At 39.3% G+C, this 13073-nt stretch carries 13 protein-coding genes; 3 read left to right on the top strand and 10 right to left on the bottom strand.

Annotated elements, in window-relative coordinates; all coding sequences use genetic code 11:
• Positions 1–26: 26 nt before the first annotated feature.
• The 8 genes from atpE to AC6UDE_RS05580 form a co-directional block, all read right to left on the bottom strand.
• Entirely contained in the window at positions 27–239 is a 213-nt protein-coding gene (gene atpE, locus AC6UDE_RS05615) for a F0F1 ATP synthase subunit C (RefSeq protein WP_010021947.1), read from the bottom strand.
• 20 nt (positions 240–259) lie between these two features.
• Positions 260–970 carry a F0F1 ATP synthase subunit A gene (gene atpB / locus AC6UDE_RS05610; RefSeq protein ID WP_500694350.1) on the bottom strand — a complete coding sequence of 237 codons (711 nt, stop codon included), beginning with the start codon at positions 968–970 and terminating at the stop codon, positions 260–262.
• Between the two features lie 298 nt (positions 971–1268).
• Positions 1269–1901, bottom strand: a complete 633-nt coding sequence (gene upp / locus AC6UDE_RS05605) for a uracil phosphoribosyltransferase (RefSeq protein ID WP_500694349.1) — start codon at positions 1899–1901, stop codon at positions 1269–1271.
• Positions 1902–1972: 71 nt separating this feature from the next.
• A complete protein-coding gene (glyA, locus tag AC6UDE_RS05600) occupies positions 1973–3217 on the bottom strand; it encodes a serine hydroxymethyltransferase (RefSeq protein ID WP_500696867.1) in 1245 nt (414 codons plus the stop codon).
• A 36-nt stretch (positions 3218–3253) separates the two neighbouring features.
• Positions 3254–4267 (bottom strand): L-threonylcarbamoyladenylate synthase, encoded by a 1014-nt coding sequence (locus AC6UDE_RS05595; protein ID WP_500694347.1) that lies wholly within the window; start codon positions 4265–4267, stop codon positions 3254–3256.
• A 15-nt stretch (positions 4268–4282) separates the two neighbouring features.
• Positions 4283–5134: a peptide chain release factor N(5)-glutamine methyltransferase gene (prmC, locus tag AC6UDE_RS05590; RefSeq protein WP_500696866.1), complete on the bottom strand. Its 852-nt coding sequence runs from the start codon at positions 5132–5134 to the stop codon at positions 4283–4285.
• Positions 5118–6206, bottom strand: a complete 1089-nt coding sequence (gene prfA / locus AC6UDE_RS05585; protein ID WP_500694425.1) for a peptide chain release factor 1 — start codon at positions 6204–6206, stop codon at positions 5118–5120. Before prfA ends, prmC begins: the two co-directional genes overlap by 17 nt.
• A gap of 20 nt (positions 6207–6226) precedes the next feature.
• Positions 6227–6799 (bottom strand): thymidine kinase, encoded by a 573-nt coding sequence (locus AC6UDE_RS05580; protein ID WP_500696865.1) that lies wholly within the window; start codon positions 6797–6799, stop codon positions 6227–6229.
• A gap of 230 nt (positions 6800–7029) precedes the next feature.
• Here AC6UDE_RS05580 and AC6UDE_RS05575 point away from each other — a divergent pair, with 230 nt between their 5' ends.
• On the top strand, positions 7030–8382 hold the full coding sequence (locus tag AC6UDE_RS05575; RefSeq protein WP_500696864.1) for a MurT ligase domain-containing protein: 1353 nt from the start codon (positions 7030–7032) through the stop codon (positions 8380–8382).
• On the top strand, positions 8382–9086 hold the full coding sequence (locus AC6UDE_RS05570; protein WP_500696863.1) for a type 1 glutamine amidotransferase: 705 nt from the start codon (positions 8382–8384) through the stop codon (positions 9084–9086). Before AC6UDE_RS05575 ends, AC6UDE_RS05570 begins: the two co-directional genes overlap by 1 nt.
• 39 nt (positions 9087–9125) lie before the next feature.
• Here the strand turns inward: AC6UDE_RS05570 and AC6UDE_RS05565 are convergent, their stop codons facing one another.
• Positions 9126–9482 (bottom strand): DUF1516 family protein, encoded by a 357-nt coding sequence (locus AC6UDE_RS05565; protein WP_500694343.1) that lies wholly within the window; start codon positions 9480–9482, stop codon positions 9126–9128.
• A 123-nt stretch (positions 9483–9605) separates the two neighbouring features.
• On the opposite strand from AC6UDE_RS05565, the gene AC6UDE_RS05560 reads away from it, so the two are divergent.
• Complete coding sequence (locus AC6UDE_RS05560; RefSeq protein ID WP_500696862.1) at positions 9606–11996, top strand: Xaa-Pro dipeptidyl-peptidase; 2391 nt, start codon at positions 9606–9608, stop codon at positions 11994–11996.
• 44 nt (positions 11997–12040) lie between these two features.
• Here AC6UDE_RS05560 and AC6UDE_RS05555 read toward each other — a convergent pair whose 3' ends face one another.
• A complete protein-coding gene (locus AC6UDE_RS05555) occupies positions 12041–13045 on the bottom strand; it encodes a serine hydrolase domain-containing protein (protein ID WP_500696861.1) in 1005 nt (334 codons plus the stop codon).
• Positions 13046–13073 lie beyond the last annotated feature (28 nt).

Genomic DNA, 13073 nt, shown 5'->3' with positions numbered 1-13073 from the left:
TTTTCTAAACTAAGAAAATGTTTTCTCTATTTGTTCATAACCAAGAAGGCAACAACAAAGGCCAAGATGGGCATAACTTCAACTAAGGCAACACCAATGAACATATTAGTTCTAAGTGTTCCTGATAATTCTGGTTGGCGTGCCATACCTTCAAGCATCTTGGAAATAATTAAACCGTCACCAATTCCGGCACCAATAGCGGCACCACACATTGCGATTCCAGCAGCAATAGCTCCCATAATATAATCCTCCTATTTTCTTATTCCTCAATTGATAATTTTTGAGAAACATATACAGATGATAATGTTACAAATACATAGGCTTGAATACAGCCAATAAACACTGAGAATCCTTGCCATGCTAACTCAAGTGGGGCAGCGACTGGAATCAGCCACAATCCATTTGAAAATGCTAAATTAGCAATTATCCCGGCCAACAATTCACCAGCAAAGATATTCCCATAAACACGAATTCCAAGTGTTAAGAAGTTCGTAAGCTCCTCAAGCAGGTTGATCGGTAGGAACAAGAAGACAGGTTGTAAGAATCCCTTAAAGTGTCCCTTATAACCTAGTTTCTCAACACCACAATACATAGCAAATGTCAGAGACATTAATGAGAACGTCAAAGCGACGATTGGATCGGCCGTAGGACTCTTGACGTAGACAATATTACCTACCTGAATATGCAAGAACAAACCAAGTAAGTTAGCTATTAAGATGAAATAGAATAGCGTAAATGCCCATAGTCCATAATTCTTAGGCGCATCATTACCAATCGTTGACTTTATAATTCCATTTGTAAAATCAATCATGTACTCCAATAAATTCTGTTTCCCCTTTGGTTTCAACTGCAGGTTTCTCGAGCAGACGAATATAAAAGCGAACAAAACAACAGCCACAATCACACCAGAAATCATATTGCTGACGTTGAAAGTAAGACCTAAAAATTGAAAAGTACGAGTTGGCTCCACAGATATCACCTCTTTTCGCAACTATTATCACTCGCAATAAAAAACGTGCCATAAAAAGTAGTTGAATAATTGCGATTCTATATTCAAACAAGTCAAAAGCTCACTTATTCAAATCTGATGAAATAATACCACCATTTCAGGCAAATTTCAAAGCTATAAAGCACCAAAAATTCTAATTTTATAGTCTTTATAACAATTACTTCACAATCGAAATTGGCAAAACTTAAACCCGGCCTTTACGTAAAGCAATCTAACAAAAAAGTGGGAGTTCATTAACTCTCACTTAAAATTATTATTTTTATTTTGTTCCAAACAAACGGTCACCAGCATCTCCCAACCCAGGAACGATGTAACCATGATCAAGATGATCGTCAAGTGCAGCGGCATAAATGTCAACTTCTGGTTCAGCTTTTTGCACCGCTTTAACTCCCTCAGGAGCGGCAACTAGACAAACAAACTTAATGTTTTTGGGATTAGCGCCGTGTTTCTTTAATGCATCGAGCGCCATGATTGCAGATCCACCCGTAGCAAGCATTGGATCAACAACGAAGATCTGCCTCTCACCAATATCACTTGGCAACTTTAAAAAGTATTCGTGAGGCTGAAAGGTTTTTTCATCACGATACATCCCGATATGACCAACTTTGGCTGTAGGAATTAGATCAAGTACCCCATCTACCATTCCAATTCCAGCCCTCAGAATTGGAACAACAGCAACTTTTTTACCAGCTAATTTCTTAGCGTGCGCAGTTCCTTCAGGTGTCTCAACTTCAACGTCTTTAAGTGGCATATCACGAGCAACTTCAAAAACCATCAAACTAGCAATTTCATTAACGACTTCTCTAAACTCACGTGTCCCACAATTCTTATCTCTAATAATGCTTAATTTATGTTGGATCAACGGATGATCCATTACGTGAAACTCGCCCATAACGCACTCTCCTCTTCGTATTATATTTATACCTATTATAACACAAGGAATACCAAAAAATTTCTAGCTCCTTATCGTGTAATTGGGTTTTCTTTACACAATTTGGATACGTCACTCTTGATTTGAGCCAAAACATCGGGTTGATCGTAATTGTCAATGGCTTTAATAATTAAATCAGCAACTTTCTTTGAATCATTCTCATCAAACCCTCTTGAAGTGATCGCGGGAGTCCCAATTCGTAGTCCACTAGTTAAAGTTGGTTTCAACTTTTCATTTGGAATTGCTTCCTTGTTAGTGGTAATCATTAATGAATCCAACATGTCTTGAATTTGTTTACCATTTAAACCGGTATCAGTCAGATCAACGGTCATTAAATGATTATCAGTTCCACCAGAAACTACTCGTAAATGTTCGGAATTATTGAACTCGTCAGCCATGGCATTCGCATTTTTAAGAATTTGCTTGGAATAAGTAACAAAATCGGGTTGTAAATCTTCATGAAAGACAACCGCCTTAGCAGCAATTACTTGTTCTAAAGGACCACCTTGGGTCCCAGGAAAAACAGCCGATTTAATCTTTTTGGCGTACTTATCTTGGCTTAAAATCATTCCACCACGAGGGCCACGCAAGGTTTTATGCGTTGTAGTTGTCACTACATCGGCAATTCCTACCGGACTAGGATGTAACCCGGTTGCGACCAACCCGGCAATGTGAGCCATATCTACCATTAAGTAGGCGCCCACACTATCAGCAATCTCTCTAAATTTCTGCCAATCAATGATTCGACTATAGGCAGATGCACCAGCTACGATAATTTGCGGTTTTACTTCTTCTGCAATTGTTTGAATATGATCGTAATCAAGTTGCTCAGTCTCTGGATTAACTCCATAAGTGAACGACTGATAAATCTTACCAGAAAAGTTGACCTTAGCACCATGTGACAAGTGTCCACCGGCATTTAGGTCCATTCCAAGGATCTTATCTCCTGGCTTTAAGAAAGCAGCATATGCAGCTTGATTAGCTTGAGAACCAGAATGAGGTTGCACGTTTACATACTCAGCACCAAATAACTTTTTTGCTCGTTCAATGGCCAGCGTCTCCACTTTATCAACATACTCACAGCCACCGTAATAACGATGACCAGGATAGCCTTCCGCATATTTATTGGTTAAAACTGAGCCCTGTGCGGCTCGAACACCCTTTGAAGCAATGTTCTCGGATGCAATCAATTCAATTGTGTCCTCTTGACGCTTTTTTTCACCGTGAATGGCATCCCAAAGTTCAGGATCCATCTTTTCATACTCTTTGTCTGACATGATATCTACCTCATTTCACTATTTGAATTAAGTATACTATTCAAAGTGCTTTTGTCCTGCGGATTTGTTTAAGCGGTTCATGTAAGCCTCCCCTAATTCAGTTGGGGTAAATCCCTGTGTCAAGATATTATCAACACCATCTTCTGAATCAAATTGACGAAGTCCGGCAAATAGTAAATGACTGGCCGTATTAATATCACTTCCAAGACTGTAAGTTTCTGCATTGTTTGGCCAGTCAACTGCATCAATTACATCGTCAGTTGCCATAACTCCCACAGTCCCATCTTGTTTTTTAATCCAATCAGCCGCTCGCTTCCAGTCATCTTTATGGTCAACAATTTGAACCTGAGCATCTGGGGCATAATGACGATACTTCATTCCAGGAGCCTTTGGAACCTGATCCGCACTAACATGGTGAACGGCATCGTCAACTGGGCCTACGACCTTTTCAATCTGGTCAACGGTAACTGCACCTGGACGCAAGATTGCTGGCTTCCCCGTTGACATATCAATAACCGTCGATTCAACCCCAAAGTCAGTGGCACCGTCGTCTAAAATCCCCGCAATTTTACCATTTAAATCATGATAAACGTGCTTTGCAAGGGTCGGACTGGGTTTGCCAGACGTATTTGCTGATGGACCTACTAATGGAACACCAGCGGCTTTAATCAAATTTAGAGTTGACTGTTTATCAGGATTTCGAAAAGCAGCGGTATCAAGTCCACCAGTAACTTCTTTAGCAAGTGCACCCCTTTTTAACTTTAAGATGATTGTCAATGGACCTGGCCAAAACGTTTTCATTAATCTTTTTACTTCTTCGTCTAACGGTTGAGCATACTTCTCAACCGTCTCAACATCAGCAACGTGAACGATTAATGGGTTATCACTTGGACGTCCCTTAGCTTTATAAACCTTTTTAACCGCTGAGACATTAGTAGCATCGGCCCCTAGTCCGTAAACTGTTTCGGTGGGAAAAGAAACGAGGTTCCCCTTCTTAAGTTCTTCTGCGGCCGCATCAATCTGATCCGGCGTAAATATCTTTGTATCCATTTTAAAAATTCTCCTTTATTTCATTTTAATCATTCGATCACGCATTGCCATGTCCTTTCGGAGACGAACCGACCGCCTTTTATTATCATTCATCAAAATCTTTTGAACCGGATCTCCCTGTCTAAAGCCAATTTCTAAATAAAGAGAGCCATCCCTCTCTAAATGAGCATCAACATCACGCGAAATTCTCTGATAGATTGAAAGCCCATCATTATCAGCAAATAAAGCCTGACGTGGTTCATATTTTAAGACACTTTCATCCATATACTTAATCTCATTTTGACCCACATATGGTGGATTAGAGACAATCAGGTCAAATTTTTGTTCACTAAAAGCGCCAAATAGGTCACTCTGAACAAAATTAATTTCGGTGTGATTTGACGTTGCATTTTTTTGAGCAATTTTTAATGCATTAAGTGAAATATCAGAACCAGTTACTTTCCAACTTGGGCGTTGCTTTTTTAATGAAACCGCAATGGCACCACTACCAGTTCCAACATCCAATACGTTAATAGGATGATCATCGTAATCATTTAAGATCCATTCCACTAATTCTTCCGTTTCAGGCCTTGGAATCAAAACACTGGGATTAACTTGAAACGTGTATCCATAAAAATTAGCAGTTCCAATTACATATTGCAGTGGCTCATGATTTAGAACCCGTTCTATCATTTCAATAAATTTAGCTTCCTGATCATCAGACAAATTAAACCGATAATTCATCAGCAAATCCGTCAAATTCCATCCCATCAAAGACCTCATCACCTGGCGTCCTTGATCAGGATCCAAACTTTCTTGCTCCAGACGCAAAGAAGCCCATTTAAGGGCTTCAAAAACAGTTGCATTATTTCTAAGCTTCTGAGTCATTCAATTTCTCCAATTTTTTAGCTTGATCAGAAACAATTAATGCATCAATGATGTCATCTAAGTCACCATCCATGATTTTGTCTAGCTTGTTCAAGGTCAATCCAATTCGATGGTCAGTAACTCGATTTTGAGGATAGTTATAAGTCCGGATTCGTTCAGAACGGTCACCCGTTCCAATGGCATCTTTCCGTTTCTCATCGTACTCATTCTGTTCTTTTTGTTTGTAGTAGTCATAGACACGCGCTTTTAAAACCCGCATTGCCTTAGCACGGTTTTGTTGTTGAGAACGTTCATCTTGCATTGCAACCACAATCCCAGTTGGGAGGTGGGTCATTCGGACGGCTGATGAAGTTTTGTTAATATGTTGACCACCAGCACCAGAGGAGCGATAGACATCCGTTCGAATATCGCCTGGATCAATGTCAATGTCCACATCTTCTTCCTCAGGCATTACACCAACGGTAGCTGTGGAAGTGTGAACTCGTCCAGCCGATTCTGTGGAAGGAATTCGTTGTACTCGGTGAGCACCATTTTCGTACTTTAACTTGGAATAGACTTTATCACCAGTGATCATTAAAACAATTTCTTTAAAACCACCAACTTCAGTATCAGTTTCGTCGATCACTTCAATCTTCCATCCCTGACGTTCGGCATACTTGGTGTACATGTTATATAAGTCAGCCGCAAACAAACTGGCTTCATCTCCACCAGCTGCTCCACGAATTTCCATGATAATATTTTTCTCGTCATTAGGATCCTTTGGAATCAACAACAACTTCATTTGATCTTCAAGTTGCGTTTTCTGATCCTTTAAATCACTAATCTCGGATTTGACCATGTCTTCCATTTCGCTATCAAGTTTTTCTCTTAACATGGTCTCATCATCATCTAATTGTTTACTAATCTTTTTATACTTATTGTAAGTTTCAACCGTTTCTCTGAGACTGCCCTCTTCTTTTGAGAGTTTCATGAATTTTTGGGTGTCAGCAATCACTTCTGGATCACTGATTAGTTCGTTTAATTCATCATATCTGTCAGAAACGGATTGTAATTTATCAAAAATTTTATCCATATCGGCTTCAGCCATTCTTATTACTCCTTATTCTTTTGTGCTTCAATCGGAGGATTGAAATAATGATAACGACAAACAGGATAATATGACTCGTTACCACCCATAAAGATCTGCTCGCCCTCGTAAACGGGCTTTCCATCATGGACTCTTAAGTTCATAATGGCTTTCTTTTCACAAAACCAACAAATCGTTTTCATTTCTTCAATCTTATCCGCATACAATAGTAAATACTTCGATCCCTCAAACAATTTATTTTGAAAATCATTTTTAAGTCCAAATGCCATGACCGGAATATGTAATTGATCAACCACTTCGGTTAATTTGAAGATGTGATGCTTATTTAAAAACTGGGCTTCATCAACTAACACACAACTAATGGGTTCATCGCGTTTTTCAATTTCATCTTTTACCATTTTAAATGCGTTTGAATCGGAATTAATTGAAAGGGCCTTACGAGTCAACCCAATCCGAGAAGCGATGGTTCCCTTCTTTTCCCTGGTATCAACGCCACTTGTCATCAAAATAACTGATTTACCCTGTTCCTCATAGTTATGAGCGACTTTGATAATTTCGATTGATTTTCCGCTATTCATTGCTCCGTAACGAAAGAATAGTTGTGCCAAGTTATCACCTTTTCTCTATTTTCACTAACTTTTTCATTATATCGAATTTACCACTTTTTCGCATCCAAATTCAAAATTTGTTCTACCATTTGAATAATTGCTTTTTCTTAAATTAGTTACTATTCTTACTTATAAGCGTAATTTTATGATAGAATTATTTTAATTGTGCAAAACTAATCATTTCTAAGGGAGAACTCATTATGTCATTTCAGAGTAGAATTGCCACCATGGCTGGTAAGTCATCTTACTGGTTCCTGCATAATTTTTTGCACCGTGGTAGCTCATTACCAGGAAAAATAACCACTGCAATTGATCCCAATATTTTAAAGACGCTGGGTAAAAATTATGATGTGATTATTGTGTCAGGAACGAACGGTAAAACTTTGACTACCGCACTGATCGTTCAAGTCCTAAAGGAAGAATATGATCAAATTCTGACTAATCCAACTGGATCTAACATGACTCAGGGAATTGTCTCAACCTTTTTACAAGCAAAGCATCCCAAATATGGTGAAAATCCAATTGCAGTCTTAGAAGTTGACGAAGCCAACGTAAAACCGGTTGTTCAGGCTATCAAACCAAAGATGTTTGTTTTAACTAATATCTTCCGTGACCAACTGGATCGTTATGGTGAGATTTACACTACCTACCAAAAAATCTTAAATGGGATCTTACTAGCTCCAGATGCCCTAGTAGTTGCAAACGGTGATTCCGCCATTTTTAACTCTAAAAAAATGCCAAATCAACAAGTGTTCTATGGCTTTCAAGATCAACCAGCTGATAAAGATATCAAGGCAGCTCCCAACACGGATGGGGTCCTTTGTCCCGTTTGTTCGCACATTATGCACTACCATTACATCACTTACGGAAATTTAGGTGACTACTTCTGTCCTAACTGTGGTTTCCATCGTCCAAAACTAGATTACAAAGTCACTAAAGTGGTGGACGAAACCCCAACTAGTTCAACCTTTGACATTGATGGAAACCAGTATTCAATTGATGTTGGTGGAACATACAATATTTACAATGCTCTCGCAGCTTATGCGGCGGGTCGACAAATGGGAGTTCGTCCTGATCAAATTAAACACGCTTTTGAAACCAACAAGCGACTCTTTGGAAGACAGGAAGAAATCAAAGTTGGTAATAAAGAAGTAACCATTGTGTTAGTTAAAAATCCAGTGGGACTTAATCAAGTCATTGACATGATTTCTCATGAAAAGGAACCATTTTCGTTTGTCTTTCTTGAAAATGCTAACTATGCTGACGGCATTGACACGAGTTGGATCTGGGATGGCGACTTCGAACGTCTGCCAAAAATGAACATTAAAAAATTCATTTCCGGTGGTGAACGATACAAAGACATTACCTTCCGCCTTAAGGTTGCCGGGGTTCATGACGACAATCACATCATTGAACCAAACATTGAGAAAGTCTTGGAACAAATTAAACAGCTGCCCACTAAAAAGGTTTACGTTCTGGCCACTTACACGGCTATGCTTCAATTCAGACATTTACTAGCACAAAAAGGATTCATTAAAGGAGGAATGGACTAATGACAAAAACCATTCGAGTGGCTCACTTATATGGTGACTTAATGAATACTTACGGTGATATCGGTAACATTTTGTCGTTACGATATTACGCTAAACAGATTGGCGTTGAGGTCACCTCAAACGTTGTTAGTTTAGAAGAAGGGTTCAACGCCGATGATTATGATTTCATGGTTTTCGGTGGTGGACAAGACTTTGAACAAACCATTGTTTCAAAAGACATTCAAACCAAAAAGGATGAAATTAAACGTTTCATTGAACAAGGTAAACCAGTCATCGCAATCTGTGGTGGCTTCCAGTTACTTGGAAATTACTACGTTGCAGCTAATGGCGAAAAGCTTCCTGGTATTGGTGCCCTTGATCACTATACGGATGCAATGAAAGACAATCGTTTCATTGGAAACATTGAAATTCAAAACGAACAAACCAAGGAAAAATACCATGGCTTTGAAAACCACGCTGGAGTGACCTACTTAGGACCAAGTGAACGAGCACTGGGAAAAGTCATTAAGGGACATGGCAACAATGGCAAGGATGGTACAGAAGGTGCCATTTACAAAAATACCGTCTGTACCTACTTTCATGGTCCCATCCTAGCTCGAAACGGTAACTTGGCTAAGCGTATGATGTTTGATGCCCTTGAAAAGAAGTATCCCGATACTGATTTTTCGGGTGATAAGAAAAAAGTAAAAGTTGAATCATTCTAAAATTAAAGCACTACCAATTAAATTGGTAGTGCTTCTTTTTTACATAAAATGAATAAACGGTCGACCACCTGCTAGAAGCAATCCAAGAATTGCCACCACTATAATTGCAATCACGGTCATCCACAAAAACCATCCTGAAAGTTTCTGTTGTGATTTAAAGGCAAACGCCATCTCAATCAGACCAATCAATAGTAACGCGCAAACAACCTTGATAATCGTCAAGACTGGATCACGTCCCCATGCAAATGGGATCAGAAAAATTCCCGAAATAATTAAAATCACATAACAGAGTCTGGCAATCATCGTCATGACTTTAAAATGCCAGTTCGAAAAAAGAGCGATACAAACCACAATAAAAAGAACCAACCACGTTAATAAATGAATCCAAATTAGCATAATAACACTTCCCCATTTAGATTAACTCCATTATACACAATCCATAGGGACTTTTAGTCATAATTCGTTAACACCCTTCTCTGGTTATGGCATAATTACTGAAAAGAAGGAGTGGTGGATGACATGAAAAATAATCAGTTCGCACAAGTACTAGTTGACCTTAACACCGCTAAGCAAGAGTTAGCCCAAGTTGGCTTTAATCCAACCGAAATCGAAAATTCTAAAACCGTTTCAGAAGCATTTTTGAAATTACTCAGTAAAACGCTTATTAACGTAAATAATGAAAGTGGTCAAATGGAGCAATTGAATAATCGACTAGCGACTCCAGATAAACGACTTGGCGATTATTTGCAAAATAATGGTGAAGTTAACCAACAGGTTTTCTACCTAGTGGCCCTCCAACTGCTTGAATTTCAAGCAGACGTCGACTTTCAGGTTGATGAACCACTAAAAGCGATGAAAGAAATTCATTTGAAGTACTTTAATAAACCTGGTCAGTGGGACATAGACGACTTACTTCAAGCTTGGTACCTTCTACTAACCACCCATAACAAGACTGGTCAAACCTACCTTGATCACTTAGCAAACCAGGGATTCTTTAAGGGATTTCCAAAAGATAAGCCCCTCTTCTTTAATGGCAAAGCGCAGGCTATTTTTGAACCAGAAGACCTCATTTATGAGACAGTCTACGTTGAAACCGACACTGATTCTGATAAGGACGGAAAAGCTGATCTAATCAAAGCTGAGATCACCCGTCCCAAAACTAGCTTCAAGCTAGGAACTCTTTATACGGCTAGTCCGTACGACCAAGGGACAAACGATGCGTTTGGAGACCAAATCACTCATGATGTAAACAAACCAATTATTCGAAAAGAACCAGATGATACCATTTATTCTGACATTATGTATGAAGAACAACCCCAAAAATTTAGTACTAGAACACCAAAGGGTTTTTCCGATGAAGCCATTGAGGGACACGTTGCAAAGCCGGGTTATACCTTAAATGACTACTTCTTAATGCGGGGATATGCAGTGGTTTATTCAGCTGGTATTGGAACCAAAGATTCTGACGGAATTCAGACGTGTGGTTCCCCCGAACAAACAGATTCAACAGTTGCAGTAATTGAATGGCTTAATCATAAACGGCGAGCATTCACCAACCGAACGGACAGCATCGAGATCAAAGCTGACTGGTCCAATGGTAACGTAGCAATGACCGGACGATCATACCTAGGAACCCTTGCCAATGCTGCAGCAACTACTGGAGTGAACGGCCTTAAAACCATTATTTCAGAAGCCGCCATCTCTTCTTGGTACGACTATTATCGTGAAAATGGCCTTGTAATGGCTCCGGGTGGGTTTCAGGGAGAAGATGCTGACGTTTTAGCGGCCGAGACATTCAGTAGAAGTCTCAATCCTGGTGATAATTTCCAGATCCGTCCTTTCTTTGATCGCTACTTATCAATTATGCAAAAACAGATGGACTGTACTACCGGGAATTACAACGAATTTTGGGACAAAAGAAACTACCGAAACAACGTTAAAAACATTAAAGCCGATGTCTTAATCGTGCAAGGCCTGAACGATTGGAACGTTAAACCAGTCAACGCAGCCAAACTATGGCAGGGAATCAAGTCTCTTCCAATTAATCAAAAAATTATCCTTCACCAAGGTCAACACATTTACATCAACGCCTTTCGTTCGTTTGATTTCAACGACATCGTCAACATGTGGATTTCACATGAGTTATATGGGATTGAGAATAACGTAATGAACCAAATTCCAAATATGATTGTGCAAGACAACGTCAAGCCGGAAACGTGGAACAAAAAGAATAACTGGCTTGATAATCATAGTAAAAAATACTATTTAAATGATGAGAAACTAAGCAAAACTTCAAACAAAGGCCAGCTTAAATACCAAGATCAGTTGGATTCGTCGCAATTTAAGGCATACTGTTCTCATCCAACACGGTGGGAAAAAGATTTACTTGATCCAAACAGTTCATTAAAAGGACATCGTTTGATCTTTAAGACAATATCTTTTAGTGAAGATCAAATCATTTCGGGATTTAGTACCCTTCACCTGCGCATTGCTACGTCTAAGAACGTCGGAATCCTGTCAGCTCAATTGGTCGATTACGGGGACGCTAAAAGATTGAATGTTACCCCTACCATTCTTGAGCCCAAGGGAATTCTACTAGGACACAGATGGTACACGGATGATCTACGGGAATTCACCTTAAATAAGCATTCAACACCAAATAAAATGATTTCGTTTGGACATATGAACCTTCAGAATCGCCATTCCGCTTATCAAAACGATCAATTGGTCCCAAACCAATTTTATGATATTGATTTAACGTTACAACCAACTTTCTATCACCTTCCAGCGGAAAGAAAGCTTGGACTAGTACTGTACGGAACCGACTTTCAGATGACTCAGCGCGGGAATCAAGAGATTGAGTACACAATTGATCTAGAAAACAGTTATCTTAAAGTTCCTTATAAATAAGAAAAACACGTTTGCCTTAAAAATAAGGTAAACGTGTTTTTTATCTAATTAAATAATTCGTAAAGATAGGTGTTAATTAAGTCATTTCGGTCTTCCATGAAATGATCACTTAAGTGGGGGTGAACCCGATTAGACAAAAAGACAAAGCCACTCTTCTGGTCCCGATTGAGTACAATTACCACCCCTGTATAACCAGACTGCCAAATGTACGGATGGCCTTCGTAATCAGCTAAAGCCCATCCAAATGACCGGCTGCCATCCTCCATCGGCGTCTGATCGGCATACAATTCATCAAACGTCTCATTATTAAAGATACTACTACGATTATTAACCTGAAGCATCCATTGAGCAAAACGAGACAAGTCATTTAAAGTACTAAACATCCCAGCTGAACCACAATCATCGCCCAAAATTTGCGCCTTCGGGTCATGAACTTTACCCTGCAAATTAGTACGGGTTTCTTCATTGTATGTGGTAGGAACAGAACGTTGCGCTTCAGGATGAAAGGTCGTGTCATTTAAACCAAGTGGTTTTAGAACCATTTGTGTGATCAGTGGTTGAATGGGAATTCCCATTACCAACCCAGCAATCCATCCTAAGAAAATATAGTTCACGTCTTCGTATTTCATTTGCTTGTTAAAATTATCGCCCACATGAAGACCTAAAAGAGCCTCACGAAGCTGATTGATGTTCATCTGATTTCGATTGGAAATGTACCCTTCAATTCCAGAAGTATGGGTCAACAAATGACGAATTGTAACCTCCGGATACTTCCATTCTGGTAAATAGTCAGAAACAGAATCATCTAGGTGAATCCGTCCATCTTGAAGTAACCTCATGATAACCGGGAGGGTCCCGACTACTTTGGTCAAAGAAGCAATGTCGTAAACGTCGTTTGGTCCAACGACTTCTTTCGTTGGCTCCACTTGCTTTAATCCCATCTCATCACTTTCAACGTTCATCCCAGTGATAAACGAAAATGCCGCTCCTGGAATACTCTGGCTTTCAATCATTTTTTTTATTTTAGCTTTTGTCTTTGAAAAATTCATTTTTATTCTCCTAATAACCTCAATTATA

The organism is Fructilactobacillus sp. X2R5C3, assembly GCF_059901325.1.
This window is presented reverse-complemented; position numbering and strand designations above follow the sequence as displayed.

Bases quoted from the DNA above. Each gene is read 5' to 3' on its own strand.
- AC6UDE_RS05595 (WP_500694347.1), bottom strand. From the start codon at position 4,267: ATGGATACAAAGATATTTACGCCGGATCAGATTGATGCGGCCGCAGAA.
- prfA (WP_500694425.1), bottom strand. From the start codon at position 6,206: ATGGATAAAATTTTTGATAAATTACAATCCGTTTCTGACAGATATGAT.
- glyA (WP_500696867.1), bottom strand. From the start codon at position 3,217: ATGTCAGACAAAGAGTATGAAAAGATGGATCCTGAACTTTGGGATGCC.
- prmC (WP_500696866.1), bottom strand. From the start codon at position 5,134: ATGACTCAGAAGCTTAGAAATAATGCAACTGTTTTTGAAGCCCTTAAA.
- AC6UDE_RS05555 (WP_500696861.1), bottom strand. From the start codon at position 13,045: ATGAATTTTTCAAAGACAAAAGCTAAAATAAAAAAAATGATTGAAAGC.
- upp (WP_500694349.1), bottom strand. From the start codon at position 1,901: ATGGGCGAGTTTCACGTAATGGATCATCCGTTGATCCAACATAAATTA.
- AC6UDE_RS05565 (WP_500694343.1), bottom strand. From the start codon at position 9,482: ATGCTAATTTGGATTCATTTATTAACGTGGTTGGTTCTTTTTATTGTG.
- AC6UDE_RS05580 (WP_500696865.1), bottom strand. From the start codon at position 6,799: ATGAATAGCGGAAAATCAATCGAAATTATCAAAGTCGCTCATAACTAT.
- AC6UDE_RS05560 (WP_500696862.1), top strand. From the start codon at position 9,606: ATGAAAAATAATCAGTTCGCACAAGTACTAGTTGACCTTAACACCGCT.
- atpE (WP_010021947.1), bottom strand. From the start codon at position 239: ATGGGAGCTATTGCTGCTGGAATCGCAATGTGTGGTGCCGCTATTGGT.
- AC6UDE_RS05575 (WP_500696864.1), top strand. From the start codon at position 7,030: ATGTCATTTCAGAGTAGAATTGCCACCATGGCTGGTAAGTCATCTTAC.
- AC6UDE_RS05570 (WP_500696863.1), top strand. From the start codon at position 8,382: ATGACAAAAACCATTCGAGTGGCTCACTTATATGGTGACTTAATGAAT.